The following is a 26,040-nucleotide window of genomic DNA, read 5'->3' on the forward strand; positions in this document are numbered from 1 at the left end:
CGGGGCGGATATCCAACCCGGAACATGACCTCTGGCTTCAACGGGGCCGGACGTGACGACAACGGCGATTCTAATACGAGCTTGCGTCCGCCTGAACCCCGCATGGGGAAACGGATTTCGGGAATCGGCGCGGCCGCAACAGGCGGCCGGGGGCGCCGCGCAGCCGAACATCGCCGGGATTGACACAATGTGCATAAATCCGTGACACTCGACGCCATGACCTGTTTCGGCCTGAACTTCATCGCGATTATTCGCACCATTCCTCGAATGGTGGGTTAGCGCGCGTCCGGAACAGACAACAACAACCCGCCCAACGAGGCGGGTTTTTTGTGGCCGCCTCCTGGGGGACCCCCCTATCCAGACAGGAGCGTTCCATGCCGCAATCCCCGGTTTCCGCCGTCCCCGCCACCACCCGGCACGCCGCCCCCGGCGCAGCTTGCGGGCTTGTGCACGCAGATGCCGATGCGTTCGATGCAGATGACTACCTGAGACGGATCCTGACCGCCCGCGTGTACGACGTGGCGCGCGAAACGCCGCTTGACCTGGCGCCGGCACTGTCGGCGCGCCTGGGACACCAGGTCTGGCTCAAGCGCGAGGATCATCAGCCCGTGTTCTCGTTCAAGGTGCGTGGCGCCTACAACAAGATGGCCGGCCTGCCGGCCGAGGCGCTGGCGCGCGGCGTGATCACGGCGTCGGCCGGCAACCATGCCCAGGGGGTGGCGCTGTCGGCGGCGCGGCTTGGCGTGCGGGCGGTCATCGTGGTGCCGCAGACCGCGCCCCAGGTCAAGGTCGATGCCGTACGCGCCCATGGCGGCGAGATGGTGGAAGTGGTGCAGGCGGGCGAATCCTATTCCGAAGCCTATGACCATGCGATGGCCCTGCGGCGTGAGCAGGCGCTGACTTTCATCCCGGCCTTTGACGATCCTGACGTGATCGCCGGTCAGGGCACGGTGGGCATGGAGATCCTGCGCCAGCATCGCGGGGCGCTCGATGCCGTGTTCGTGCCGATCGGCGGGGGCAGCCTGGCGGCTGGCGTGGCGGCCTATGTCAAGGCGGTGCGCCCCGAGGTACAGGTCATCGGCGTGCAGACCGAGGATTCGTGCGCGATGGCCCGTTCGCTGGCGGCCGGCGAGCGCGTGACGCTGGATTCGGTGGGGCTGTTTTCCGATGGCACGGCGGTCAAGCGCGTGGGGGAAGAGACCTTCCGGCTATGCCGGCATCTGCTCGACGGCGTGCTCACGGTGGATACGGACTCGCTGTGCGCGGCCATCAAGGACATCTTCCAGGACACCCGGAGCCTGGTGGAACCGGCCGGTGCGCTGGCACTAGCGGGGCTGAAGCAGTATGCGGCGGGTCTGCCGCAGGATGCGCGGCAGGCGCTGGTGGCCATCACGTCGGGGGCGAACATGAATTTCGACCGCCTGCGCATTGTGGCGGAGCGGGCCGAGGCCGTGGAGGCCGCTGCCCGCTAACGGTACACGCCAGCCGGCGGCCCGGGTTGCCTGGGAGCCGGCTGGCGACCCGATCAGGACTGGAAGTCCTCGGCATCCACGTCGTAGTTGGCCGGTTCCCAGCGGATCGCCAGCAGGGCCAGCAGGCCGGCCAGCGGCGCGAGGGCGATGACCCAGAACACCTTGGTGGACAGGGCGGCGGCCAGCACCGGGAACAGGAACAGCGACGCGGTGGAGCTGGCGCGCATCAGCGTCTGGTTGAAGCCCACGCCCACGCCACGCAGCGACGTCGGGTAGCTCAGCGACGCATAGGTCATGGTATGCGCGCCCGGGCCAAAGCCCTGGCCCAGCAGGAACAGCGCCAGGAACGAGATGGCGATGACCACTTCCGCGCCCCCGGCAGGTTTGCCCACCAGTGCCAGGCCCACCAGTGCGGCCAACTGGAACGCGTAGCCGGTGATGGTCAGTTTCCAGGCGCCGGTCCTGGGCACCAGATGCACACCGATCAGGCCGCCGACGAAGGCAAACAGCAGGTTCAGCGCCAGCGACACCAGGATGGTGGTCAGCATGGTCTGCGCCAGGAAGCTGGCGATGATCACCGGCAGGCCAAAGGCGACCGCGTTATAGGCAAACGACGATGCAATCGACATGATCGTGGCCAGCACGGTGCGGCGCGCATAGACGCCCTTGAGCAGCAGGCCATAGTTGCGCCACGACGCCGGACGCTTGGGCGGCGCCACCACGGCATCGGGCGCTACCTCGGCGTCAATGCCGTACGATTTCCGCAGGATCCTGGCGGCGCCTTCCAGGTCGCCCTGGTTGGCGGCCCACACCGGCGATTCGCTCATGTAGCGGCTGCGCACGGCGATGATGATCAGCGCCGGCACGGCGCCGAAGCCAAGGATGATGCGCCACAGCAGGCCGCTGTGCGATGCCGGCAGGATCGCGTAGCAGCCCAGCACCAGCAGGTACGAGACGCAGATCGCCGCATACCAGGTGGGGCACCACATCGCCACCCGGGCGGCCTTGTTGCCGCGTCCCTTGAGCCTGGAGAATTCGGCCAGGAAAGCCATGGCCACGGGCAGGTCGATACCGACGCCAAGGCCCATCACGAAGCGGGCACCGGCCAGCACGTATTCGTTCGGTGCCAGCGCGCAGGCGATGGCGGCGATCACGAAGCAGAGCATGTCGGCCATGAACACACGGTAGCGGCCGATACGGTCGGTGAGATAGCCGCCCAGGAATGCGCCGACAATCGCACCAAACGTGATGGCGGACGCCACCATGCCGGTGCCGGCTGGCGTCAGCCCGAATTCCCGGGTGACGTCCTTCAGGCCGAAGGCCAGGGCGCCCAGGTCATAGGCGTCCAGGAAGATGCCGCCCAGCGCGATGGCTACGACGATGCGGGCGTTGCTGACGGCGGCGCCGCCATCGTTGACGAGCCGTGCCACATCGGCGGCGGAACGGATAACGGCCCGGGACGGCGCGGCCGTCTGGGCGGAAGCCTGGGCGCCGGCGGGCGACAGGGCGAGATCGACTGACATTTGTAGGAGTACGAGGGCGCTGGAAAAGGAAGGCGAGCGCCTCCCGGCACCCGCCCAGTCAGCGCGAATCGTACGACAACCGCCCGGCCAGCCCAAATGCATTGTTGTTATATCTTTAGAACTTCGCTTGCCGTGGCCAGTAAATCGTCGGCGGAACGCTCCGGTGTAGCAGCCTGTGTTGTACGATGACTGCCTCGTCAGGACTTGCACCATCCACTCAGAAACGGAGACTCCGGGTATGACACAGCAGGCAAAGGTCGCATTGGTCACGGGCGCCGCGCGCGGCATCGGCAAGGCGGTGGCGCAGGCCATGCTGGCCGACGGCTATCAGGTAGTGCTGGCGGGACGCACCGCCGAAACGCTGGAAGCCCTGGCCGAACAGGCCGCGGCGGCCGGGCAGACGGCGCTGGCCGTGCAGTGCGATGTCAGCAACCCGGCTTCGGTCGATGCGTTGTACGCGAAAGTGAGCGAACGCTTCGGTCGTCTTGATGTGCTGTTCAACAACGCGGGCGTCAATGCGCCGGCGATCAGCATCGACGCGCTGTCATTCGAACAGTGGAAGGCGGTGCTCGATACCAACCTGACCGGCGCCTTCCTGTGCGCGCGCGGCGCGTTCGCGCTGATGAAGGCGCAGGACCCGCGCGGCGGCCGGATCATCAACAACGGGTCGATCTCGGCCCATGCGCCGCGTCCGAACACGGTGCCCTATACCGCCACCAAGCACGCCATCACGGGGCTGACCAAGAGCCTGTCGCTCGATGGCCGTGCCTATGACATTGCCTGCGGCCAGATCGACATCGGCAACGCCGGCACCGACATGGCCAACCGTATGGCGCGCGGCGTGCCGCAGGCCAATGGCGAAATTCGTCCGGAACCGCTGATGGACGTGGCCCATATTGCCAGTTCGGTGCTGCACATGGCCAACCTGCCGCTCGACGCCAACGTGCAATTCATGACCGTGATGGCGACGAAGATGCCGTTTGTCGGGCGCGGCTGAGCGCGGATCGGCCGATCAGTGTGCCGGCCGGCCCGTGCGGCCGGCCATGAACGCGGCGGCGTCGGCCGCCGTCATGCCGCGCGCGTCGCGCGCTTCGGGATTGGCGCCGTGTTGCGTGAGCAGTTCGACGATTTCCGTACGCTGGAACATCGCCGCAACCATCAGCGCCGTGCGGCCGTCGGGCGAAGCGCCTTCGACGTCCGCGCCGTGTTCCAGCAGGATGCCGATGATCTCCCGGTAGCCCTTGTACGCGGCACCGGCAATCGGCGTCTGTCCCATCGCATTGCGTGTATCCGGCGACGCGCCGGCGGCCAGCAGCGTGCGGAGCGCATCGGCATGACCGTGATAGGCGGCCAGCATCACCAGGCTGTCGCCTTTTTCGTTGCGCAGGTTCGGCGGCATGCCGCGTTCGATCAGCGCCGCCAGCGCGGCCGCCTCGCCATTGCGTGCCAGGTCGAACACCTGGCCCAGCGCAGCGATCATGCGGGCTTCTTCATCGGCGGTCATGGTGGGGGCTTGGGTCTGGTCCATTTGATGCGCTCGTCTTGCTTTCGTGGAGAGGGCGGGACACGCCCGCCCTCTGCCCAGGGGGCCTCTCCCGTGGCGGGAGAGGCAAACACCGAGGGCGCTTATTTTGCTTCGATCTTCTCGATCGCCGCCGCGACACCGGCACCGTAGGCGGGGTCAGCCTGCGTGCAATGCAGGATATGGCGCTGCTGCACCGGCTTGGACACGCCCTGGATGGCGCGGGCGGTATTGTCGAACAGCGCCTGCTGCTGCGCCGGCGACATCAGGCGGAACAGGTCGCCCGCCTGCGAGAAGTAGTCGTCGTCCACGCGGTGATTCCAGTGGTCGGCGGCGCCTTCCACCGACAGCGGCGGCTCACGGAAGTCGGGCTGCTCGGTCCACTCGCCACGGGTGTTCGGCTCGTAGGCAATGGTGCCGCCTGCGTTGCCGTCGGTGCGGCCACGGCCGTCGCGGTGATAGCTGTTGACGTACCGGGCGGCCTTCGGCGCGTTCACCGGAATCAGGTGGTGGTTCACGCCCAGGCGGTAACGCTCGGCGTCGCCGTACGAGAACAGGCGGCCATGCAGCATCTTGTCCGGCGAGAAGCCGATGCCCGGGACGATCGTCGACGGCGCGAACGCGGCCTGTTCCACCTCGGCGAAATGGTTCTCCGGATTGCGGTTCAACTCCAGCACGCCCACTTCGATCAGCGGATAGTCCTTCTTGGACCAGATCTTGGTCAGGTCGAACGGGTTGTGGCGATACTTGCTGGCGTCGGCCTCGGGCATGATCTGCACGAACAGCTTCCAGCGCGGAAAGTCGCCGCGCTCGATGGCTTCGTACAGGTCGCGCTGATGGTATTCGCGGTCGCGGCCGGTGACTTCCGCCGCCTCGGCGTCGGTCAGGTTCTGGATGCCCTGCTGGGTCACGAAGTGGAACTTCACCCAGTGGCGCTGCATGTCCTTGCTAATGAAGCTGTACGCATGGCTGCCAAAGCCGTGCATATGGCGCCAGCTACGCGGAATGCCCCGGTCGCTCATGGTGATGGTGACCTGGTGGAACGACTCGGGCAGGCTGGTCCAGAAATCCCAGTTGTTCTCGGCGCTACGCATGCCCGTGCGCGGATCGCGCTTCACGGCGTGGTTCAGGTCGGGGAACTTGAGCGGATCGCGCAGGAAGAAGACCGGCGTGTTGTTGCCCACCAGATCCCAGTTGCCTTCCTCGGTATAGAACTTGATGGCGAAGCCGCGAATATCGCGCTCGGCATCGGCCGCGCCGCGCTCGCCGGCCACCGACGAGAAACGCATGAAGAGTTCGGTCTTCTTGCCGATCTCCGAAAACAGGTTGGCGCGCGTGTACTGGGTGATGTCGTGCGTGACGGTGAAGGTGCCGTAGGCGCCCGAGCCCTTGGCGTGCATGCGACGCTCGGGAATGACTTCGCGGTCGAAGTGGGCGAGCTTTTCCAGGAACCAGACATCCTGGAGCAGGGCCGGGCCACGCGGGCCGGCGGTCTGGATGTTGTTGTTGTCGACGACGGGCGCGCCGAAAGCGGTCGTGAGCTTGTTCATGGGATTCCTTGATGCAGACGGCCGGGCCTCGTGGGCCTGGCCTGGACGTTTGTGGGTCTGACTAGCAGGCTGACACCGATGGCGCGAAGCACCGGCGGAAGTCGATTTAACTATCGCAGATGGGCTAAGACAAGTCATATCGTATTGATCAATGACTGCGATAGGCCATCAGACTTTTGGGTTACTGAATTAAGAGTTTTGCTATGGACGGCATGCTTGGGTTCAAGCACGGCCCACCCTTTTGACGCGAATTTGATATTGCCGAGTTCGATCTTTTCAGTAACTGGACAGCGAAATCCTTAGGCTGAAGGCGTAATCAGACAGCCAGGGAGCTTGCCATGACGATGTGGATGGCCTATCGGATCGGGATCGCGGTGATCGCCCTGGCGGCGTTGATCGCGCTGTTCGCATGCCAGTACCGGCTGTCGTCCCGCGTATCGCGCCGATGGCCCGCGCGCGGCAGCCAAGAGGACGATGCCCTTCAGTCGTCGGACGTGGCGAACTGGAACTGACCCTTGCCCTGGGCCTTGGCCCGGTACAGCGCACGGTCGGCCAGATGCAGGATGTCGTCGGCGGTCAGGCCTTCGGGGCGAACGTGGGCAATGCCGATGCTGACGCCGAGCCGGGCCTGGTGGCCTGTGGAAAGCAGATAGGGCGCGCTCACTTCGCGCAGCAGGTCCTGCGCCAGCGTCTGCACGCTCTGCGTGCTTTCGTTGCGTAGCACGATGACGAATTCGTCGCCGCCAATGCGGTAGACCAGGCCCCGGCCCGGCACCGCGCCACGCAGGCGCTCGCCGACCCGCACCAGCAATTCGTCGCCGCTGCCGTGGCCGAACGAGTCATTGACCGGCTTGAAGCCGTCCAGATCCATATAGAGCAGCGTCAGGTATCGGCCCGCCGCCATGCGATGCGCGCTGGCCTCGCGGATTTCGGCAAGCAGGCTGGACCGGTTCAACAGGCCGGTCAGGGAATCGTGGCGGGCCCGGTGGGCGTTTTCGCGCTCGGACCGCATGGTGGCCACCACCATCGCATTCATGCGAAACGATGCGCTGGTCATGCTGATGACATAGACCGGCAGTTGCAGCAGCGTCAGCAGGAACAGCGGTTCGTGGGCCACCAGCGCGCCCGCGCAGATCGGGCCCAGGCTCAGCAGGATCATCAGGGCGGTCATGCGCGGTGTGCCGTAGTTGCGGAAGCAGATGCCGCCACACATGGCCGCCGCCGACAGGCATGCCATGGCCGCGCTGAGCCAGTCGCCGCTGACGACGCTCAGGTACGCGCCCAGGCCGACGCTGGCGGCCCAGGCCAGCGTCAGGCACATGTGCCAGTCGGTAGGGGTGGGGCGCCCTGCGCGCGAGGCGCGGCGGGCCAGCCACAGCACGGTCACGCGCGACAGGCAGATGGCCACTTCAAGCCCGAGCCAGACCAGAAATTCGGGGCGGCGCAGATGGAGCGTGATGACCGTGGCCACCATCAGCGTATTGAGAATGCCGCCGAAAAAGATCGACAGCGTGCCGAACAGGCTGCCGACCAGTGCGTCGCGGATTTCGGCTGGCACGTCCCGGCCCGGCTCCGCCAGCCAGCGCGTGAATCCCCAGCGCGGCGCGCTGTAGACCTGGCCCGGCAGGAACATTGGGGAATAGCGTTGGGTCATTGCCCAGGCATTTTGCCAGACCGACGTTACGCCGCATGCACCTGGCAGGGGGTACTTGAGCGGGGTTGTGCGTCCGCGGGCGCCGGCCGAAGCGTGCGAAGTCCAATGTGCATCGCAATGTGACGATATCGTTGCACCAGCGAAAGTGCCTCATGCGGCGTGTATTCGCCACCCCGTGGCAGGTTTACCGTGCCTTTTCGGACCGCGCTTATATCCTTACAGGGAAAACAACCAGCAGGAGACGACGATGCAAGCGAGGTTTGCGCGCGGCATTGCGCAGACGCCACTGACCGTGGCGGCCCGGGAATATCCGCTGGCGGAGGAGGCCGCCATGCCCGAGGTCGGCGATCTGGTGACCGTCTTTAGCCAGGACCTGGAGACCGAGTTCAATGTCCGCCTGAACGCCGTGGCGGGGCCAGACCTGTGGTACGGCGTGATCTATGCCATCAATCGCGGCGCCGAAATGCTGGTGGTGGCCGAGGGGCTGGAACTGGACGATGTGGTCAGCGTGCGGCGCCAGGAAATCGCGTCGGTCATCCGGGCGGATCATCCGCATTGAGGCTTGCCACGGGGCTGGCCCGCGCAGCCCACCGGCACCGGACGTTGCCGGCCAGGTCTGGCCGCGGGTATGCTGCGCCTGCACAAGCGTCCGCTTGCATCGCGGGCATGCCCACATCCAGCCTGTCACCGTCTTTCATGTCATCGTCATTCACCACCGCCGCCTCTTCCCGCCTGTTCATCGCCGGCCCCGCCGGGCAACTTGAAGTCCTGGCCGATACCCCCGACGGCGCGCCACGGGGGATTGCCGTGGTCGCGCATCCGCACCCCAGCCAGGGTGGAACCGCCGAGCACAAGATTCCGCAACTGCTGGCCCGCGTGCTGCAGGCGCATGGCTTCCTGACGCTGCGGCCGAACTACCGTGGGGTGGGGCAAAGCGAGGGCCAGTACGACGATGGCAATGGCGAGACCGACGATGTGCTGGCCGTGATCCGCCACTTGCGGGCCGAACATCCGGATCTGCCGCTCGCGCTGGCCGGTTTCTCGTTCGGCGGCTTTATCCAGGCCCGCGCCGCCGCGCAGCTGGCGGCCGACGGCGAGCCGGTTGCCCACCTGATCCTGACCGGCATGCCGGCGGGCGCGCTGTCTGAAACGCTGTCCTATGACACGCCCGCCGTGGCGGCCCACGCACTGATCGTGCACGGCGAGCGCGACGAGCGCGTGCCGCTGGCCAATGTCTTCAACTGGGCGCGGCCTCAGGAACTGCCGGTGGTGGTGCTGCCGGGGGCAGGCCATTTCTTTACCGGCAAGCTGCCGGGGCTGCGCCAGGTAGTGGATGAATACCTGAGTCGGCCGCAAGCCTGACGGCCACGGCCGGCGGGGTCAGAACTGGTAATTGATCGAAATATCGCCAGTCCAGCTGGTGGAGCGCGACGTCACCGGGCTGTTGCGGGCATCGCCCACCAGCGCGGACACGCCCACGTCGGCCGTGGTGAACCAGTGCTTGCTGAAGAACCACATGGCCGAGATGCCGCCGCCGTAGGACTTGATGCCCGCGCCGGCGTGGTGCTGCGGCAGGCCCGATCGCGCCGACTGCTCGGCCGTGACGCCGTACCAGCGGCTCATGTAGGCGGAGTCGGCAAAGGTCATGGTGGGGCCCGCGAACCAGAAGAAGTTCTCGTTGCTGCCCGGCAGCGGCATGTAGGCGCCGATGTCACCGATCACGCCGTTGGCGCCGCCGAACTGGCGCCGCACGTTGGCGCGGATCACCAGCGGGAATTCCTTCGACACCACGTATTCGGCAAACAGCTTCGTCTCCGCCGCCATGCCGATATTGCCCAGCCCGCCCAGATGGTCATGGTCGTGCTTCTCGCGGCGCCCGAAATCGTAGGTCAGGGCGATGCCGGCGCGCAGGTTGTTGGTGTGGATGATGTTCCAGCCCAGGCCTTCGCCGGTGGACAGGAACGCCAGGTCGCGGTAGCGGATGTCGATGACCGGGCCGGCCAGCACGAAGTAGTTGGTGGTGCCCTCGTAATACGGCCGGACGCTGGCGGCGGCGCCGACGCGCACTTCCCATTTCTCGGGCTCTCCCTCGAACAGCTTTTCCAGCGGAACCCCCACGGAATACTGCCATTCGGCCAGCGGCGCCGGGGTCTGGGCCTGGGCGCGGGGCATCCACAGCAGGGCCAGGACGATGAGCAGCGCAAGGATCGGCCAATGGCGCAAGGGGTGGCGGACAGCCAGGGACGGCAGGGGGGGAAACGGGACGCGCCACGACGGCTGGCTATCCGGGATGATCGACACTTGATTCTCCGGTCTTCTTGTTACCCCGGGGCCGGGGCGGAATCGACATCTAACGGGACAACGGGCCGTCTGGATGACGGCAACTTATCTTTTCACCGGACACTGCCGCCGGTAACTTCCCGCAATCCCACAACCGTGTAGGAAGGACGCCGATTTCGGCGTCAGCCGATGGCGCCTACCATGCAGCAGGGGCAATGCGCGCGCCTAGTCGTTGACGTCCAGCTCGTCGCCGCGCCAGTCGCGACGCATGATCAGAAACGTGAACGAAGTCGACCATCCGATCAGGATCAGGCCCACCAGCGGTTGCACCGAAGCCAGCAGCCGCAAGGGCCCAACCGGGAAGATATCGCCAATACTCTGTGTCGTGAACGTTTCCAGCGAGAAATAGATATAGGCGATGGCACCATGTTGGCGCATGCCGGTCAATTTGCCGATGTTCAGCACGTCGGTACCGAGCCAATAACCGGCGCTGAACACCATGGCCTCGATGCAATGCGTCACGATGATCAGCACGATCACCGCGCCGATATTGAGCTTGCCGCTGAGCCGTTTGGGATGGAATTCCGAGATCAGCCGCAGCGCCTCGTAGTGGATGCCCACGCTGAGCACGGTCAGGACGCCGGTGAGCGCGATGGCAATCAGGAACTGGAGTGGCGTGTCATCCATGGCCGACATGGCGCGTGAGAGAAGGCCAGACTATACGGCGGCTCGCCCCGTGTAAATGGATCGGCCGCGATGCCGGGCGCGGGCCAACGGATACAAGGCGGGTTTCCGGCTGCCAGATGCGCCGGAGAAGTTCGGGGTGGCGGGCGGGCACGGACCGGTGGGAACGGGGGAGAAACTGGAATGACCAAAGCGGACGGCAGCGTGCCGTCGACAGATTTCGATGGAGGGGGGCCTGGGTTCCTGGCCGGTGCCGGCGAGATGGCGGCGCTGATCCGCCAGTTCCCCTGGAACACCACGCCGCTGGGGCCGCCCGCACAATGGCCGCAGAGCCTGAAGACCGCCATACGCATCATGCTGACGTCGCGCCAGCCCATCTGGATTGGCTGGGGCGCGGATCTCCTCTTCTTCTACAACGACCCGTACAAGGCGATCATCGGCGGCAGGCACCCGGTGGCGCTGGGCCGGCCGACGGCCGAGGTCTGGCATGAGATCTGGCCGGAAATCGGCCCCCTGCTGGCCACGGCCATGGCGGGCACGGAAGGCACCTTCGTCGAGCAGAAGCTGCTGATCATGGAGCGCAACGGGTATCCCGAGGAAACGTACTACACGTTCTCGTACAGCCCGGTGCCAGACGACCACGGCGGCACCGGGGGCATCATCTGCGCCAACAGCGAGGACACCGAGCGCGTGGTGGCCGAGCGGCAACTGAAACTGCTGCGGGAGCTGGCGGCGTCGGCCACCAACGCACGCAGCGGCATCGATGCCAGCCGGCTGGCCTTCGCGGCGCTACACGTGAACCGCTGGGACATTCCGTTCGCGCTGCTGTACATGGGCGGGCGCGGCGAGCAGACGCTGGCGCTCGCGGCCAGCGCCGGCATCGCCGGGGACCATCCGGCCGCGCCGCAGAGCCTGGACGCCGCCGATCCGCTGGCAGCCTGGCCTGCCGGCGAGGCGATACGCAGGGGCGTGGCGGTACACGTTGACGACCTTGCCAGCCGCTTTGCCGCGCCCTTGCCCGGCGGCGCCTGGCACATGGCGCCGCGCGCGGCCGTGGTGTTGCCGGTGCAGCTGTCGGGCGAAAGCGTGCCCAGCGGCGTGCTGGTGGTCGGGCTTAACCCTTGCCGACTGTTCGGTGAGCGTTATCGGGCGTTCCTGGACCTGGTGGTCGGACAGATCAGCCAGGCCATCAGCTATGCGAATGCCTATGAGGAAGAACGGCAACGCGCCGAGGCGCTGGCCGAAATCGACCGCGCCAAGACCACGTTCTTTTCCAATATCAGCCACGAGTTCCGTACGCCGCTGACCCTGATGCTGGGGCCGCTCGAAGAAATGCTCCATCGCGACGGCGTGGCCGATGGGGATCGTGCGCTGGCGGAGGTCGCCCATCGCAATGGCCAGCGGCTGCTGAAGCTGGTGAACGGGCTGCTGGATTTCTCGCGGATCGAGGCCGGGCGCGTGCAGATGTCTGCGCAGCCGACCGACCTGCCCGCCTTCACGGCCGACCTGGCATCGCTGTTCCGCTCGGCGGTGGATTCGGCCGGCATGCGCCTGGAGGTCGACTGCGCGCCGCTGCCCGCGGCCGTGGCGGTGGATCGCGAGATGTGGGAATCGGTGGTGCTCAACCTGCTGTCGAACGCGTTCAAGTACACCTACACGGGCGAGATCGCGGTGAAGCTGGAGCGGCTCGATACCGGCGAGGTGGCGCTGTGCGTCAGCGACACCGGTATCGGCATTGCCGCCGAAGAGCTGCCGCGTCTGTTCGAGCGGTTCCACAGGGTGGAGGGCGCGGTCGGGCGGTCCATCGAAGGCAGCGGCATCGGCCTGGCCATGGTCCAGGAACTGGTGCGGCTGCACGGCGGACGGATCGATGTGCAGAGTACCCCTGGCAAGGGCTCGTGCTTCTGCGTGACGCTGCCGCGGGAGGCCGTGGTGGCGGAGCCGGCGCCCATTCCGGCGGCCACCAGCGCGCGGGCGCTGGCCTACGTCGATGTCGCCCGGCGCTGGGTGCCGGGCGCCGACGATGTGCCGGCGCCGCTGATGGTCGAGCACATGTCCGGACCGGGCCCGCAAGGCGCCGAGGTGCGCGGCCGGCTGGTGGTGGCGGACGACAATGCCGACCTGCGCCACTACATGCATCGCATCCTGCAGTCGGCGGGGCATCAGGTGCATGTGGCGGCGGACGGCCAGCAGGCGCTGGAGATGGCGCGGCGCATCGCGCCGGACCTGATCGTCTCCGACGTGATGATGCCCCGGCTCGATGGCTTCGGGCTGTTGCGCGGCGTACGCGATGACGCGGCGCTGCGCCAGACGCCGGTACTGCTGCTGTCGGCCCGCGCGGGCGAGGAGGCGCGTGTCAGCGGCCTGGCGTCGGGCGCGGACGACTACCTGATCAAGCCGTTCAACGCGCGCGAACTGCTGGCGCGCGTGGCCAGCAACCTGCGGCTGTCGCAACTGCGCCGGCAGGCCCAGCGCGAATTGCAGGACATGAACGCGTCGCTCGAACGGCGCGTGGGCGAGACCGTGGCCGACCGCGACCGGCTCTGGGAACTGAGCGAAGACCTGCTGATGGTGATTGGCGCGGACGGCATGCTGGAGCGCGTCAGTCCGTCATGGGAGCGGGTGCTGGGCCATGCGGCGAGCGTGGTGATCGGCCGCTCGTGCATGGTGCTGGTGCATCCCGAAGACCTGGTGCCGGTGACCGAACAGATGCTCGCCCTGCGGCGGGAAGGCGTGCCGGTGCGCTACGAATGCCGGATGCTCGGTGCCGATGGGGCCGAACGGTGGATGGCCTGGCGGCTGTCGATCGATCCTGCGAACGGCCGCATCCATGGCGTGGGCCGCGACGTGACCGGTGACAAGGCGGCGGCGCAGGCGCTGCGGCATGCCGACGAGGCGCTGCGCATGGCGCAGAAGATGGAGGCCATTGGCAAGCTGACCGGCGGCGTGGCCCACGACTTCAACAACCTGCTGCAGGTGATCGGCGGCAACCTGCACCTGCTGTCGCGCGACGTGGCGGGCGATGATCGCTCGGAGGCGCGCGTACGCAATGCGCTGGCCGGCGTGGCGCGCGGCGCCAAGCTGGCGTCGCAACTGCTGGCATTCGGCCGCCGCCAGCCGCTGGCGCCGAAGGTGGTCAACCTGGGGCGCTTCGTGCGCGGCCTGGACGACATGCTGCGGCGGGCGCTGGGCGATGGCGTCGAGATCGAAACGGTGATCGGGGCAGGTTTGTGGAATACGCTGATCGATCCGTTCCAGGTGGAAAACGCGCTGCTGAACCTGGCGATCAACGCGCGTGACGCCATGAATGGCCATGGCTGCCTGACGGTGGAAGCCGGCAATGCGTCGATCGATGACGCCTACGCGCGCCGCAATGCCGACGTGGCGCCGGGCCAGTACGTGATGCTGGCCGTGACCGATACCGGCGCGGGCATGCCGCCCGAGATCCAGGAGCAGGTGTTCGAGCCGTTCTTCACGACCAAGCCCGAAGGCCAGGGCACGGGCCTGGGCCTGAGCATGGTGTATGGCTTCGTGCGGCAGTCGGGCGGCCATGTGAAGATCTATAGCGAGGTGGGCGTGGGCACCACGGTGCGGCTCTACCTGCCGCGTGCCGACGAGCCGGAAGACCTGGAAGTCGAGATCGACAGCGGGCCGGCCGGCGGGGGCACCGAAACCGTGCTGGTGGTGGAAGACGACGAGGATGTCCGGGCGACGGTGGTCGAGATGCTGTCAGGGCTCGGCTACCGCGTGCTGAAGGCGCGCGACGCGATGAGCGCGCTGGCTATCGTCGAAAGCGGCGTGCCGATCGACCTGCTGTTCAGCGACGTGGTCATGCCGGGGCCGCTGCGCAGCCCGGAGATGGCACGCAAGGTGCGCGAGCGGCTGCCGGGCATCGCGGTACTGTTCACGTCCGGCTATACGGATAACGCCATCGTGCATACCGGCCGGCTCGATGCCGGCATCGAACTGCTGAGCAAGCCATACACGCACGAGGCCTTGGCGCGCAAGGTGCGGCAGATGCTGGTGAGCGGCGGCGCGAAGCTGGCGCCAGTGGACGCGGCGCCAGCATTGCTGGTGGATGGCGCGCCGGCGCAGGCGGCGGCCGTCCCGGACGGCGTGGGCATCGAAGTGCCGCGCCCCCAGCGCGTGGTCTTTGTCGAGGATGACGATCTGCTGCGGGCCAGTACGGCGGAACTGATGCGCACGCTCGGCATCGACGTGATCGAGGCGCGCAACGACGCCGAGGCCATGGTCGCGCTGGGCGGCGACGATATCGATGTCCTGCTGACGGATGTGGGGCTGGGCGGCGTGTCGGGCGTGGACCTGGCGATCCATGCCTGCCGGCTGTTGCCGGCGCTGCGGGTGATCTTCGTGAGCGGCTACGAAGTGGTGCTGACGCCCGCGCAGCGCGACGCGTTGCCGAACGCGGTCATGCTGCGCAAGCCGTATGCGTTGACCGATTTCATCAACGTACTGCAAGCCCGCCCGGAGGGCGGGTAACACTTGCTGGGGCGGTTCAGAGGGCCGAGGCGACGAGTGCCGCCGCGGCACCGCTGGCGGCACTCAGTGCCAGCCATCCGCCCAGGATCAGGGCGCTGTTGCGGAAAGACATGATGGGCTCCGTGGAGAGAGTGCCGGAACCCGTCGGGGCTCCGGCTACAACTGGTGGGCCGCCTGCATCGGGCGGGGATCAGGCGTTGGCGCCGTCGGTGTAGATGTCGCGGGCGCGGGCACCGTCATAGAACGGGTTGCGCGGCTGGTTCACGCTGCGGGCGCCGTCGTAGTACGGGTCAACCTTGCGGGCCGGGCTGGCCGACACGCCAACGCGGTCCAGGCCTGCGACGATGCGTGCGCCGTCGGTGTACGGATCGGCCTTGCCGACCTTGGCACCGTCGGTGAACGGGTCAGCCTTGCCAACGCGTGCGCCTTCGGTGAACGGGTCGAACTTGCCCTGGCGGGCGCCGTCGGTGAATGCGCTGCGTTGATCCTGCACGCGGTAGGTGTAGCCGTAGACTTCGCCGGCCTTCTGGGCGGCGGGGGCGGCTTGCACGGCACCGGTCACGAAAGCGGCTGCGAGGGCGGCGGCGGTAACGATGGTCTTGGCATTCATGGTGGCTCTCCTTGCTGGGTGGCCGGGCGATCACGTCGTGGATTCGCGCAGGCCGGATAACTGTGGCGATGTCGGCGGTGTCTTCTTTTGCTATCTACTGGTAGGTAGATTTGATCGGCTAAAAAAAGAACCGTCTCCGGTGCTGATTCACTGCCTGGTGTTGCTTGGAAGGTGCCTGGCTGTCTGCTTCTTGCTGCGAGGCGTCGTCCATGGCTTGAATATTATCTACTACTAGATAGATAAGCAAGGGGTTTTTGCAAAGCACAATCGTAGAAGTCCGAAATATGGATCACTACGACGTGACGGGCAGTGCGTGGTGGCGGAATAAGCCGTTGAATTTCAAGAGGAAAGATCGATCTCTATCGGTCTTTCCTTCTCGATTAGAGTGTTTGCTCTAATTTCTCGAAGGGGTCTGATCCCGCAATGCGACCAGCCCCAGGAGCAGGATGCGCGTGTGTTCCTGCAACACATCGTGCACCTGGCGTGTTTCGGGCTCGCCAAAGCCGTCCCATTCCAGGGCACGCAGCACGTGACGCCGCATGATCTTGAAGGCGGCGATCTGGCTATCGATCGCCACGGTGCGGATGCGCGTGGTTTCGTCGGTGGCCGGCTGGCCGGTCAATCGGCCGATCAGCGCGGAGGTCAGGGAAAAAATCCGCCGGTTGATGCCGGCATCGATGCGTTCGAAGGCCGTCGGCGGCCCCATCCCGGCCCGCTCACGGGCCATGAACTGGCGCCAGTGGTCGGTCTCGGGGCATTCATACAGGAAGTTCGCAAAGCGTGACTGCAACGCCAGGTAGGCGTCGATCACGTCGGCATCGGCCACGTCGGGGCGGGCAAGCAAGCCTTCGGCCGCTGCCACTACGTCCTGCAGCATGGCCCAGGCGCGCTCGACAAAATACTCGATGCAGGCCAGGTACACGCCTTCCTTGTTGTCGAAGTAGTACTGCAGGGCTGGCGCGTTGACGTTGGCCTCGCGCGCAATATCGCGCGTCGATGCGCCGTCGAAGCCGTGCGCGGCGAACAGCCGCATCGCCGCTTCAATGATCCGTGCGCGGGTTTCTTCCCCGCGCTGGTAGCCGCCTTCGGCCGCTGGCCTGTGTCGCGCCATGTCGACTTGTCTCCCCGAGTGAACAGGCTGAAATATATCAGTTGACAGATTTATTCCGAGTGGAATAATTGCGCAGCATTCCCGACTCTTGCCGCCCCCGCCCCATTCCGCCCCATGTCAGTCCCCTCTTCCCAAGCGCCGGCCATGCCGGTGGATGTTGCGTCGCAACATAACCCAGGCTCGCGCGCCAGCCGCCGCCGCACCGTGCTGATCGGCATTGGCGGCGCGCTGGTGTTGATCGCCCTGGTCATCGGCGTACGCTGGTGGCTCTATGGCCGTTTCATTGAAAGTACCGACGACGCCTATATCCAGGCCGACAGCGTGACCGTGGCGCCCAAGGTCAGCGGCTACGTGGCCGAAGTCTATGTACGCGACAACCAGCAGGTGGTGGCCGGGCAGGCGCTGGTGCGGCTAGACAACCGCCAGTACCAGGCGGCGTTCGACGAGGCGCAGGCCACCGTGGCGTCGCGCCAGGCCGATGTGGCGCGCGCCGATGCCGACCTGCAGCAGCAGAAGGCCCGCATCGCCCAGGCTGCCGCCGAAGTGGATGGTGCCCGTGCCAACGCGCGTTACGCGGCATCGCAGGTCGAACGCTACGCGCCGCTGGTCAGGACCGGGGCCGAAACCGAGGAGCGCACCGCCGAACTGCGCAACGCGCAGACGCGCGCATCGACCACGCTGGCCGCCAATGAGGCCGCGCTGAAGGTGGAGCAGAGCCAGATCGTGACGCTGCAGACCCGCCTGCAACAGGCGCGTGCCCAGCTGGAAGTGGCCGAGGCCAGTGCGCGCAAGTCGAAGCTCGATCTGGAAGACACCACCGTGCGCGCCACCACGGCCGGACGCGTGGCCGACAAGGGCGTGCGCGTGGGCCAGTTCGCCCAGCCCGGCACGCGGCTGCTGACCGTGGTGCCGGTGCAAGACCTCTATCTGACCGCCAACTTCAAGGAAACGCAGGTCGGCCGCATGCGCGCGGGCCAGCCCGTGTCGCTGCATGTCGATGCGTTGTCGGGCGAAGCCCTGCATGGCGTGATCGACAGCCTGTCGCCGGGCACCGGCTCGCAGTTCGCGCTGCTGCCGGCGCAGAACGCCACCGGCAACTTCACCAAAATCGTCCAGCGCGTGCCGGTGCGCATTCACGTGGACGTGCCAAACGCGGCGCGGCCGGTGCTGGTGCCGGGTCTGTCGGTGACGGTCGATGTCGATACCCGCGAGCTGAATCCCGCGCAGGTGCGGGCGCCGGCCGCTGGCGCCAGCCATGGCTGATGCCATGACGCCAGGCCAGGCGTCCCCGGCACCCGTGGCCGCGCCGCAGCCGAACGCCACGGCGGCCGACTGGATCGCCGTGGCCGCCGGTTCGCTCGGCGCGCTGCTGGCCACGCTGGACATTTCGATCACCAACTCGGCGCTGCCGCAGATCCAGGGGCAGATCGGCGCGGCGGGCACCGAGGGCACGTGGGTGTCCACCGGCTATCTGATGGCCGAAATCGTGATCATCCCGCTGACCGCATGGCTTACGCGGGTGTTCGGCCTGCGCCGCTTCCTGATGTGGAACGCGCTGCTGTTCACGGCGTTTTCGATGGTGTGCGGCATGTCGCACAGCCTGCCGCAGATGGTCATCGGCCGCATCGGGCAGGGCCTGGCCGGCGGCGCAATGATCCCGACCGCGCAGACCATCGTGCGCACCCGCCTGCCGCGCCACCAGATGCCCATCGGCATGTCGATGTTCGGCCTGATCGTGCTGCTGGGGCCCTTGCTGGGCCCGGTGGTGGGCGGCTGGCTGGCCGAGAACATCAACTGGCGCTGGTGCTTCTTCCTGAACGTGCCGATCACGGCCGTGCTGGTGCCGCTGCTGTATTTCGGCCTGAAGGCCGAGCGCGCCAACGTGGAGGCGTTCTTCAAGGCCGACTGGCTGGGCATCGTCGGCCTGACCATCGGGCTCAGTTCGCTGACCGTGGTGCTGGAAGAGGGCCAGCGCGAGCAGTGGTTCGAGTCGCAGTTCATCGTCTACCTGTCGATGCTGTCGGCCGTCGGGCTGACGATGATGCTGGTCAGCCAGTTCACGGCGAAGCAGCCCATCGTGCGGCTGCGGCTGCTGCTGAACAAGAACTACGCCAGCGTGATTCTGATCGTGACCACGGTGGGCGCGGGCCTGTACGGCGTGTCGTACCTGTTGCCGCAGTTCCTGTCGCTGATTGCCGGCTACAACGCCGAGCAGGCTGGCGGCATCATGCTGCTGTCGGGGCTGCCGGCGTTCCTGCTGATGCCGGTGCTGCCGCGCATCCTGGGCAAGTTCGACAGCCGCTGGCTGGTGATCAGCGGGCTGGTGTGCTTCTTTGCCAGCTGCATGCTCGATATCGGCCTGACCGTGGACAGCGTCGGTCACGACTTCACCGTGTCGCAGATCCTGCGCGGCTTTGGCCAGATCCTGGCGATGATGCCGCTGAACCAGGCGTCGATGGCGGCCGTGGCCACCCACGAGGCCGGCGACGCCGCCGGGCTCTACAACATGGCGCGCAACCTGGGCGGGTCGATTGGCCTGGCCTTGCTGGGCACGCTGATCGACCGCCGCAATGCCTATCACGACTCGGTCATCCGCGAATCGGTCACGGCCAACAGCAGCATCGGCCAGGACCATATGACGTCGACCATCGCCGGGTTCGTGGCCCAGGGCGGCGACTTCGCCCATGCGCAACTCCAGGCCGCGGCCCAGCTCAGTGGCGAGATCGCGCGGCAGGCCGCCGTGATGACGTTCTCCGAAACCTTCTTTGCCCTTGGCATCGCGCTGCTGTGCTGCGTGCCGCTGGCCCTGCTGCTCAAGCCGCCCCGCCCGGGCGCGCCTGTTTCCTCCGGTCATTGATCATGTCTGTCTTTTCACCTGCCAGGCGGCCACGCCTGCTGACCCTTGCCGCCGCCTCGCTCGCTGCCGGATGGCTGGTGGCCGGCTGCACGGTGGGCCCCGACTACCGCAGCGCGCCCGAAGTGGCCGGCAACGCCATCGACGCGGGACGCTTCCCGCACGCGCCGGCAGAGGCCCAGCCCGTAGCGCCGCGCGCCGCGGACTGGTGGCACGCCTTGGGCGATACCCAGCTCGATACGCTGATCGAGACCGCGCTCCAGGACAGCCCCGATATCGACGTGGCGCGCGCCCGCGTGCGCCAGGCCCGGGCCGGGCTCGATAGCAACAAGGCCAATCTGCTGCCGAAAGTGGGCTTCGATGCGGCGATGCTGCGCACCCGCTCGCCGGACCTGTCGGCGCTGTCCGGCAATGGATCGTCGGGTGGCGGGCGCGGGCCGCTGTCGCTGTATATCGCCAGCTTCGATGCCAGCTGGGAGATCGATCTGTTCGGCGGCACGCGCCGGTCGATCGAGGCGGCCTCGGCCGAAGCCGATGCGGCCTCGGCGCAGTTGGCGGACGCGCATGTGCAGCTGGCCGCCGAGGTGGCGCAGGCCTATATCACGCTGCGCGAACAGCAGGCCAGCCTGGCGCACCTGCAGGATTCCGAGAAGCTGGAGGCCGACATGCTCGACCTGACGCAGCAGCGGCGCGCACGCGGCGTGGCGTCGCAGCTCGAAGTGGAGCGCCTGCTGACACAGCTCGACAACACACGGGCGCAGATGTCACCGGTGCAGGCCAGCATCGCGGAACAGTTCGACCAGCTGGCGCTGCTGACCGGCCGTGCCCCGGGGACGCTCGATGCGGCGCTGTCGGCCGCCCGGCCGTTGCCCCGCGTGCCCGAGACCGTGGCGGTGGGCGATCCGGCGGCGCTGCTCAAGGCCCGGCCCGATATCCGCGCGGCCGAACGCCGGCTGGCGTCGAGCACGGCGCAGATCGGCGTGCGCAAGGCCGACTGGTTCCCGAAGCTGTCGCTGCTGGGTTCGCTCGGGTTCAGCGCGATGGACCCCGGCCACCTGGCCCGCAAGGACAACGGCACGTGGCTGACGCTGCCGCGCCTGCAATGGAATATCCTCGATTTCGGCCGTGTGGCCGCCGGGGTGGATAGCGCAGAGGGCGGACGCGACGAGGCCGACGCCAACTATCGCAGCACGGTGCTGAAGGCCCTGCGCGATGCCGATGTGGCGCTCTCGCGCTACGGCCATCAGCGCGAACACGTGGTCGTGCTGCGCCGCGTGGAGGCATCGTCCGAACGGGCATCGACGCTGCAGCAGCAACGTTACCGTGCCGGCACGGCCAGCATGCTGGAATGGCTCGATGTGGAACGCACGCGCGTGGTGGCGCAGCAGAACCGCATCTCGGGCGATGCGGACCTGCTCAAGGACTATGTGTCGCTGCAGAAGTCGCTGGGGCTGGGATGGCAGACGGCGGCCGCCGCCGAAGGTGCCCACGCCGCGTCTGCGCCAACTGCCACACCGGCCAAAGCGCCCACACCGGCTTCCTGACCAGGAACGCGCGTGCGGCCGTGACGGCCGCATTTGCTGCGCCGCACGGCAACGCCAGCACGGCGGCCCCGGCGCGGCGGGCCGATTCCGCCCCGGCTTTGCGATTCGGTTTTGGCTTTCGCATGGAAAGTGCGGGTGCAGCAATTGCAAGAGAAACGCCGACAGCCGAACCGGACGACGCCGACTTTTGGACAAACAGCCAGCACCGCAGACTGCCAAGTGGATAGAATCGCCGTGGGCATTCTCCCTGCGGCGCCGATTGCAACAATGTGTTACGGGCGGCGGAGGACGGGATGCAGAACAACAGACAAATCGCCCATGCACTTCAACGCCAACGACAGCATCCTGGTCAACATCGTCACCAGCGTGGTGGTGATTCTTGCCGGCACGCTGGTGGTCAAGCTGATCAACCGCTTTTTCTCGGCGCGCCTGCAGGCCGACAACCGGGGCAGCTATCGCGCCTGGACCGTGGCGTCGCGCAATCTGGTGGCGGCGGTGGTGTTCCTGTTGCTGCTGGGCATCTGGGTGTCCGAGCTCAAGAGCGTGGCGATCTCGCTGGCGGCGTTCGCGGCGGCCTTGCTGCTGGTCGGCAAGGAACTGGTGATGTGCTTCCTGGGTGCGTTCATGCGCATGATCACGCGCCCGTTCCAGCTTGGCGACCTGGTGGAGATCGGCCCGTTCGGCGGCGAAGTCATCGACATGGACGTGATGTCCACCACGCTGGTGGAAGTGGCCGCCGCGCGCCAGTACACCGGCTTTACCGTGCAGGTGCCGAACAGCATGCTGCTGACGACGGCCGTGCGCAACCATTCGCAGGCCGGCGCCTATACGCTGGACATGGTGCGGATTCCGCTGGCCGTGGGCGACGATCCCGAAGTGGTGGAGGCGCTGCTGGTGCAGGTGGCGCGCCGCGCGTGCGAAGGCTTCATGGAAGAAGCGGGCCGCACGCTGCGGCGCTACGGGGACATGCGCTTTGTGGACCTGTCGCAGTTCGAGCCACGGGTGATATTCGAACCGTTCGACGTGACCCGCTTCGACGCCGTGGTGCGCTTTCCGGTGCCGGTCAGCGCACGGCTGGCGGTGGCGCAGCAGATCGTGCGCGGCTATTACCGCGAGCGGGCGCAGGGCCGGCCGGTGGATTCCGGGACGGCGCCCCCACCGGAAGCGCCCGTGGCGCAACCGTAGCGCGGGACGGGGTGGCCACCGGGTCCATGGCATCCGGCAGGCCGCAGGCGGCAGGACCGTCGAGGAGAACACCATGGCGCAGGCCCTGATTCGATGGCATGGAGATGGCGCGAACCCCGGCCCGGCGCCCGTGCCGGGGTGGCGGCATGTGCGGTCGCTGGCGTGGCTGGTCGCCATCTCGGTCTGGCTGGCGCTGGCAGGCGGCTGTGCGAGCCTGCCCGCCAATGCCGGGCGCACGCCCAGCTACGCCGCGACGGATACCGGCACGACGCTGCTGGCAAGGTCGCTGGCGCCACGGCTGGGGCAGAATCCCGGGCAGTCGATCTTCTATCCGCTGGGCGCGGGGCCCGATGCGCTGACGGCGCGCATGGCACTGGCGCGGGCCGCGCAGAAGACGCTGGACCTGCAGTACTACATCTATGACGTCGATACCACGGGCAGTGCGCTGCTGGGCGAGGTGATCGACGCCGCCGATCGCGGCGTACGCGTGCGCGTGCTGCTGGACGACATCCATACCGGCAAGCAGGACAAGATCTGGGCGGCGGTGGATTCGCATCCGAACATCGAGGTGCGCATCTTCAATCCGTTTGCCAACCGCAACGCCCGATGGCTGGAGCTGCTGTTCGATTTCGGCCGCCTGAACCGCCGCATGCACAACAAGCAGATGACGGTGGACAACCTGGTGTCGATCATGGGCGGCCGCAATATCGGCGACGCGTACTTCTCGGCCAAGTCCGACATGGCGTTCAGCGACCTCGACGTGATGGTGGCCGGCCCAGTGGTGCCGGCCGCCAGCAAGGTTTTCGACGAATACTGGAACAGCGAGAACGCCTATCCCGTGGCCACGCTGACCCCCGAAGGCAAGGAGGCACCCGACGAACTGCGCGCCTTCCGCAAGCAGATCGAGGCCAAGGGCGACACGGCCCGCGCCAGCCCGTTCGTGCAGGAACTGCTGGATTCGGGCCTGGCGCGCGGCATCGAGTCGGGCCGCCTGCCCGGCTACATGGGCGCGGCGCGCGTGATTGCCGACAAGGCCGACAAGATCGAGGAATCCGCCGACGACCCCTCCACGCACGCCATTCCGCAGCTGCGCGCGATGATGGAAAAGGCCCGGACCGAGCTGGTGCTGGTTTCCCCGTACTTCGTGCCCAACAAGAAGGGCGAGGCGTGGTTGGCCGCCATGGTCAAACGGGGCGTCAAGGTGCGTGTGCTGACCAATTCCTTCGCCGCCACCGACGTTGCGGCGGTGCATGCCGGGTACGCGCCCACGCGCAAGCGGCTGCTGGAGGCCGGCGTGGAACTCTACGAGCTGAAACCCACGGCCAATGCCGAACTGGTGCGCAGCCGGGCGAGCAAGTCGCGCATGTTTGCGTCGAGCCGCGCAAGCCTGCATGCCAAGGCCTACGTGGTGGACCGCCAGACGCTGTTCATCGGGTCGATGAATCTGGACCCGCGCTCGATCAAGCTCAATACCGAAATGGGGGTGGTGCTGGACAGTCCGGCGCTGGCCAGGCTGCTGGTGGAGGACATGGACCGCCGGCTGCTCGATATCGCCTACCGCGTGGGCCTGAAAACGAGCGACAGCGGTGCGCAGTCGCTGACGTGGACCACGCGCGACAACGGCAAGGAAACCACCTACGATCAGGAGCCGGACATGAGCATGTGGCAGCACATGGGCATCGACGTCCTGCAGCTGCTGCCCGTGGAGGATCAACTGTAGCCAAGCGGCCACGGGGCGGGCCTGGCCAGGCTAGGGCACGGTGGTCTCGCCGCCGTCGGGCTGCAGCAGTTGCAGCAGGTAGGCCTGCAGGCGCGACAGTTCGCCGGCGATGCCACCCGGAAAACCCTGCCGGTCGCCGCGCTTGTCGATCAGCAGTTCGGCGACGAAGGCGGATACGGCGGCGGCATTGCCCAGTGCGGCCAGCTGGTTGCCAATGCGCGGATACGCGTAGAACAGCTCCAGCGGACGGACTTCACGCGGCAACTGGGCCAGCCACCTGAGCGCCACTGGCGTCAGCGACAGGTTGATCGGGTCCGGCGCGTGGCGCAGTTCGCTCCAGTTGACGTGCGCCGAGGCAGGCGGGTCGCCGTCCAGTACCTTCCTGGCTTCTTCGACCGTGACGAATTCGAATGACAGGGGATCCATGATGGGTGGCTCGATGTGGGCAGGGCGCGCGGGTATCCACCCGTTCGGGTCAGATTTCGTGCTGCCGCCCATGTTAACGGATCGGTGAAGCGTTTCGTTAGCGGCAAGGTACGACCCGGGCCCGGCCCGGCGCGGGCGCGGATCTCATGGCAGGCTGCCCGATGTCTCATGGCAGGCAAACGCCCGTTTGCCACACTGCAGGCATGAACCGGAGCCTGCCATGACCTGGGATTTGCTGATCGAATCGGACTGCGTACCCGTGCCACTGCGCGCGGGCGCCCGTGTGACCTGCCGCGCCGGCCAGTTGTGGATCACCGTCGAGCACCGGCGCGCCCGGCCGTCGGCGGATATCGTGCTGTCGGCCGGCCAGCAGTGCCGTGTGGAGGAGGACGGCGTCTATTTCCTGAGCGCACTGCGTGCGCTGGGCGCGGTGCAATGCCACATCACGCCGGCCGCCAGCCAGCAGTTGGCGCTGCGCCCGGCCTGACGCGCGCCGCTTCCTCGGCAATCCAGTCGGCCACGTGGCGCACGTCGTCGCGCGGAGTCTCGGTGGCATGGATCAGCCAGAACGCGTTGGGGCTGGGCATGACCGCGCCTGCCGTGGTGACCACGTTCAGCTGGCCGCCTTCGATCAGCGACTGGATCAGTTCCAGGCGTCCGAGCGCCACGCCTTGTCCGGCAAGTGCCGCATGAATTACCTGGTCATACTGATTGAAGCGCAGGATGCCGCGCCGGGCGGCCTGCCGGTAGCCTTGCGCGCCAAGCCAGTTGCGCCAGTGCAGCCATGGGCGCGGATCGTCGAATTCGAGCAATGGCAGTGCCGCCAGGGCTTCGGCCGAGGTCACGCGCGTGGCGCCCAGCGCCGGATTGGCCACCGGTGCGATGGTTTCGTCGAACAGCCGCAGGGCGTGGGGCGGCGCGGCCGATGCCGGGCAATAGCGGATGGCCAAGTCGATGCCATCGGCGCGCAGGTCGCTGATCTGGTTGCTGGCGGACAGCCGCACGTCGAGCTTCGGATACCGGCGCTGCAGGCTGCCCAGCCGTGGCAGCAGCCACAGGCCGGCCACGCCGATGCTGGCCGTGACCGTGACGGGCTGGCTTCCATCGCGCTTGCGCAGTTCCGCGGCCACGTCCTGCAACTGCTGCACCGCGCCGTCGGCGCTGCGGAACAGGCGTTCGCCTTCGGGCGTGAACGCCACGCCGCGATGCTGGCGCACGAACAGGCGTACCTGTAGCTGGTCTTCCAGCGCGCGGATCTGGCGGCTGACGGCCGACTGGGTCAGGCACAGGTCGTCGGCGGCCTGGGTGATGCTCATGCGCCGGCCCACGGCCACAAAGCCCTTGAGCAGATCGAGCGGAAACAGGCGGACGAGCGGGACGGACATGGCAAAGCCTCACGGGGGCG

Annotated in this window: 21 protein-coding genes and 1 pseudogene; 12 read left to right on the forward strand and 10 right to left on the reverse strand. The window is 67.1% G+C overall.

The annotated features are described in order from the left end of the window. Positions 1-374: 374 nt before the first annotated feature. Positions 375-1,460: pseudogene (gene ilvA / locus AC3FJ6_RS23045) on the forward strand (threonine ammonia-lyase, biosynthetic); the annotation flags it as partial. 65 nt (positions 1,461-1,525) lie between these two features. On the opposite strand, the gene AC3FJ6_RS23050 reads toward ilvA, so the two are convergent. Beyond that, a complete protein-coding gene (locus AC3FJ6_RS23050; RefSeq protein ID WP_488773909.1) occupies positions 1,526-2,995 on the reverse strand; it encodes an MFS transporter in 1,470 nt (489 codons plus the stop codon). A gap of 238 nt (positions 2,996-3,233) precedes the next feature. Here AC3FJ6_RS23050 and AC3FJ6_RS23055 point away from each other — a divergent pair, with 238 nt between their 5' ends. Next, positions 3,234-3,992, forward strand: coding sequence for an SDR family oxidoreductase (locus AC3FJ6_RS23055; protein WP_488773910.1), 759 nt, complete (start codon positions 3,234-3,236; stop codon positions 3,990-3,992). 15 nt (positions 3,993-4,007) lie between these two features. Here AC3FJ6_RS23055 and AC3FJ6_RS23060 read toward each other — a convergent pair whose 3' ends face one another. Continuing rightward, positions 4,008-4,499 carry an ankyrin repeat domain-containing protein gene (locus AC3FJ6_RS23060; protein WP_400393579.1) on the reverse strand — a complete coding sequence of 164 codons (492 nt, stop codon included), beginning with the start codon at positions 4,497-4,499 and terminating at the stop codon, positions 4,008-4,010. A gap of 122 nt (positions 4,500-4,621) precedes the next feature. Next, positions 4,622-6,067, reverse strand: coding sequence for a catalase (locus AC3FJ6_RS23065; protein ID WP_488773911.1), 1,446 nt, complete (start codon positions 6,065-6,067; stop codon positions 4,622-4,624). A 338-nt stretch (positions 6,068-6,405) separates the two neighbouring features. Here AC3FJ6_RS23065 and AC3FJ6_RS23070 point away from each other — a divergent pair, with 338 nt between their 5' ends. Next, positions 6,406-6,579 carry a hypothetical protein gene (locus AC3FJ6_RS23070; RefSeq protein ID WP_488773912.1) on the forward strand — a complete coding sequence of 58 codons (174 nt, stop codon included), beginning with the start codon at positions 6,406-6,408 and terminating at the stop codon, positions 6,577-6,579. Here the strand turns inward: AC3FJ6_RS23070 and AC3FJ6_RS23075 are convergent. Then, on the reverse strand, positions 6,549-7,721 hold the full coding sequence (locus AC3FJ6_RS23075; RefSeq protein WP_488773913.1) for a diguanylate cyclase domain-containing protein: 1,173 nt from the start codon (positions 7,719-7,721) through the stop codon (positions 6,549-6,551). The genes AC3FJ6_RS23070 and AC3FJ6_RS23075 overlap by 31 nt on opposite strands. Positions 7,722-7,968: 247 nt before the next feature. Between AC3FJ6_RS23075 and AC3FJ6_RS23080 the strand changes: the two genes are divergently transcribed. Then, positions 7,969-8,280 (forward strand): hypothetical protein, encoded by a 312-nt coding sequence (locus AC3FJ6_RS23080; RefSeq protein ID WP_153946971.1) that lies wholly within the window; start codon positions 7,969-7,971, stop codon positions 8,278-8,280. 137 nt (positions 8,281-8,417) lie between these two features. Beyond that, a complete protein-coding gene (locus AC3FJ6_RS23085) occupies positions 8,418-9,083 on the forward strand; it encodes an alpha/beta hydrolase (RefSeq protein ID WP_153946972.1) in 666 nt (221 codons plus the stop codon). An 18-nt stretch (positions 9,084-9,101) separates the two neighbouring features. Here the strand turns inward: AC3FJ6_RS23085 and AC3FJ6_RS23090 are convergent, their stop codons facing one another. Continuing rightward, positions 9,102-9,893: a MipA/OmpV family protein gene (locus AC3FJ6_RS23090; protein WP_488773983.1), complete on the reverse strand. Its 792-nt coding sequence runs from the start codon at positions 9,891-9,893 to the stop codon at positions 9,102-9,104. Between the two features lie 333 nt (positions 9,894-10,226). Continuing rightward, on the reverse strand, positions 10,227-10,688 hold the full coding sequence (locus AC3FJ6_RS23095) for an ion channel (RefSeq protein WP_488773914.1): 462 nt from the start codon (positions 10,686-10,688) through the stop codon (positions 10,227-10,229). A gap of 180 nt (positions 10,689-10,868) precedes the next feature. Between AC3FJ6_RS23095 and AC3FJ6_RS23100 the strand changes: the two genes are divergently transcribed. Beyond that, a complete protein-coding gene (locus tag AC3FJ6_RS23100) occupies positions 10,869-15,185 on the forward strand; it encodes a response regulator (protein ID WP_488773915.1) in 4,317 nt (1,438 codons plus the stop codon). Positions 15,186-15,375: 190 nt separating this feature from the next. Here the strand turns inward: AC3FJ6_RS23100 and AC3FJ6_RS23105 are convergent, their stop codons facing one another. Beyond that, entirely contained in the window at positions 15,376-15,795 is a 420-nt protein-coding gene (locus tag AC3FJ6_RS23105; protein WP_400396217.1) for a copper resistance protein CopQ, read from the reverse strand. A gap of 394 nt (positions 15,796-16,189) precedes the next feature. Next, positions 16,190-16,906: a CerR family C-terminal domain-containing protein gene (locus AC3FJ6_RS23110; RefSeq protein ID WP_488773916.1), complete on the reverse strand. Its 717-nt coding sequence runs from the start codon at positions 16,904-16,906 to the stop codon at positions 16,190-16,192. A gap of 114 nt (positions 16,907-17,020) precedes the next feature. Here AC3FJ6_RS23110 and AC3FJ6_RS23115 point away from each other — a divergent pair, with 114 nt between their 5' ends. The 5 genes from AC3FJ6_RS23115 to AC3FJ6_RS23135 all read left to right on the forward strand — a co-directional run bounded on the left by AC3FJ6_RS23115 (position 17,021) and on the right by AC3FJ6_RS23135 (position 24,209). Next, positions 17,021-18,169: an HlyD family secretion protein gene (locus tag AC3FJ6_RS23115; protein ID WP_488773917.1), complete on the forward strand. Its 1,149-nt coding sequence runs from the start codon at positions 17,021-17,023 to the stop codon at positions 18,167-18,169. Beyond that, positions 18,162-19,763, forward strand: coding sequence for an MDR family MFS transporter (locus AC3FJ6_RS23120; protein WP_488773918.1), 1,602 nt, complete (start codon positions 18,162-18,164; stop codon positions 19,761-19,763). The genes AC3FJ6_RS23115 and AC3FJ6_RS23120 overlap by 8 nt, the downstream gene beginning before the upstream one ends. 2 nt (positions 19,764-19,765) lie before the next feature. Next, positions 19,766-21,304: an efflux transporter outer membrane subunit gene (locus AC3FJ6_RS23125; protein ID WP_488773919.1), complete on the forward strand. Its 1,539-nt coding sequence runs from the start codon at positions 19,766-19,768 to the stop codon at positions 21,302-21,304. A gap of 318 nt (positions 21,305-21,622) precedes the next feature. Continuing rightward, positions 21,623-22,489, forward strand: coding sequence for a mechanosensitive ion channel domain-containing protein (locus AC3FJ6_RS23130; protein WP_488773920.1), 867 nt, complete (start codon positions 21,623-21,625; stop codon positions 22,487-22,489). 73 nt (positions 22,490-22,562) lie between these two features. After that, a complete protein-coding gene (locus tag AC3FJ6_RS23135; RefSeq protein WP_488773921.1) occupies positions 22,563-24,209 on the forward strand; it encodes a phospholipase D family protein in 1,647 nt (548 codons plus the stop codon). Between the two features lie 30 nt (positions 24,210-24,239). Here AC3FJ6_RS23135 and AC3FJ6_RS23140 read toward each other — a convergent pair whose 3' ends face one another. Further along, positions 24,240-24,635: a hypothetical protein gene (locus AC3FJ6_RS23140; RefSeq protein ID WP_488773922.1), complete on the reverse strand. Its 396-nt coding sequence runs from the start codon at positions 24,633-24,635 to the stop codon at positions 24,240-24,242. A 220-nt stretch (positions 24,636-24,855) separates the two neighbouring features. Here AC3FJ6_RS23140 and AC3FJ6_RS23145 point away from each other — a divergent pair, with 220 nt between their 5' ends. Continuing rightward, on the forward strand, positions 24,856-25,122 hold the full coding sequence (locus tag AC3FJ6_RS23145; RefSeq protein WP_153946981.1) for a DUF2917 domain-containing protein: 267 nt from the start codon (positions 24,856-24,858) through the stop codon (positions 25,120-25,122). On the opposite strand, the gene AC3FJ6_RS23150 is transcribed toward AC3FJ6_RS23145, so the two are convergent. Continuing rightward, positions 25,079-26,020: a LysR substrate-binding domain-containing protein gene (locus tag AC3FJ6_RS23150; protein WP_488773923.1), complete on the reverse strand. Its 942-nt coding sequence runs from the start codon at positions 26,018-26,020 to the stop codon at positions 25,079-25,081. The two genes, AC3FJ6_RS23145 and AC3FJ6_RS23150, sit on opposite strands and share 44 nt — an antisense overlap. Between the last annotated feature and the right edge of the window lie 20 nt (positions 26,021-26,040).

It is taken from the genome of Cupriavidus sp. 94F1 (assembly GCF_057798875.1).

Bases quoted from the DNA above. Each gene is read 5' to 3' on its own strand.
- AC3FJ6_RS23050 (WP_488773909.1), bottom strand. From the start codon at position 2,995: ATGTCAGTCGATCTCGCCCTGTCGCCCGCCGGCGCCCAGGCTTCCGCC.
- AC3FJ6_RS23055 (WP_488773910.1), top strand. From the start codon at position 3,234: ATGACACAGCAGGCAAAGGTCGCATTGGTCACGGGCGCCGCGCGCGGC.
- AC3FJ6_RS23060 (WP_400393579.1), bottom strand. From the start codon at position 4,499: ATGACCGCCGATGAAGAAGCCCGCATGATCGCTGCGCTGGGCCAGGTG.
- AC3FJ6_RS23065 (WP_488773911.1), bottom strand. From the start codon at position 6,067: ATGAACAAGCTCACGACCGCTTTCGGCGCGCCCGTCGTCGACAACAAC.
- AC3FJ6_RS23070 (WP_488773912.1), top strand. From the start codon at position 6,406: ATGACGATGTGGATGGCCTATCGGATCGGGATCGCGGTGATCGCCCTG.
- AC3FJ6_RS23075 (WP_488773913.1), bottom strand. From the start codon at position 7,721: ATGACCCAACGCTATTCCCCAATGTTCCTGCCGGGCCAGGTCTACAGC.
- AC3FJ6_RS23080 (WP_153946971.1), top strand. From the start codon at position 7,969: ATGCAAGCGAGGTTTGCGCGCGGCATTGCGCAGACGCCACTGACCGTG.
- AC3FJ6_RS23085 (WP_153946972.1), top strand. From the start codon at position 8,418: ATGTCATCGTCATTCACCACCGCCGCCTCTTCCCGCCTGTTCATCGCC.
- AC3FJ6_RS23090 (WP_488773983.1), bottom strand. From the start codon at position 9,893: ATGCCCCGCGCCCAGGCCCAGACCCCGGCGCCGCTGGCCGAATGGCAG.
- AC3FJ6_RS23095 (WP_488773914.1), bottom strand. From the start codon at position 10,688: ATGGATGACACGCCACTCCAGTTCCTGATTGCCATCGCGCTCACCGGC.
- AC3FJ6_RS23100 (WP_488773915.1), top strand. From the start codon at position 10,869: ATGACCAAAGCGGACGGCAGCGTGCCGTCGACAGATTTCGATGGAGGG.
- AC3FJ6_RS23105 (WP_400396217.1), bottom strand. From the start codon at position 15,795: ATGAATGCCAAGACCATCGTTACCGCCGCCGCCCTCGCAGCCGCTTTC.
- AC3FJ6_RS23110 (WP_488773916.1), bottom strand. From the start codon at position 16,906: ATGGCGCGACACAGGCCAGCGGCCGAAGGCGGCTACCAGCGCGGGGAA.
- AC3FJ6_RS23115 (WP_488773917.1), top strand. From the start codon at position 17,021: ATGTCAGTCCCCTCTTCCCAAGCGCCGGCCATGCCGGTGGATGTTGCG.
- AC3FJ6_RS23120 (WP_488773918.1), top strand. From the start codon at position 18,162: ATGGCTGATGCCATGACGCCAGGCCAGGCGTCCCCGGCACCCGTGGCC.
- AC3FJ6_RS23125 (WP_488773919.1), top strand. From the start codon at position 19,766: ATGTCTGTCTTTTCACCTGCCAGGCGGCCACGCCTGCTGACCCTTGCC.
- AC3FJ6_RS23130 (WP_488773920.1), top strand. From the start codon at position 21,623: ATGCACTTCAACGCCAACGACAGCATCCTGGTCAACATCGTCACCAGC.
- AC3FJ6_RS23135 (WP_488773921.1), top strand. From the start codon at position 22,563: ATGGCGCAGGCCCTGATTCGATGGCATGGAGATGGCGCGAACCCCGGC.
- AC3FJ6_RS23140 (WP_488773922.1), bottom strand. From the start codon at position 24,635: ATGGATCCCCTGTCATTCGAATTCGTCACGGTCGAAGAAGCCAGGAAG.
- AC3FJ6_RS23145 (WP_153946981.1), top strand. From the start codon at position 24,856: ATGACCTGGGATTTGCTGATCGAATCGGACTGCGTACCCGTGCCACTG.
- AC3FJ6_RS23150 (WP_488773923.1), bottom strand. From the start codon at position 26,020: ATGTCCGTCCCGCTCGTCCGCCTGTTTCCGCTCGATCTGCTCAAGGGC.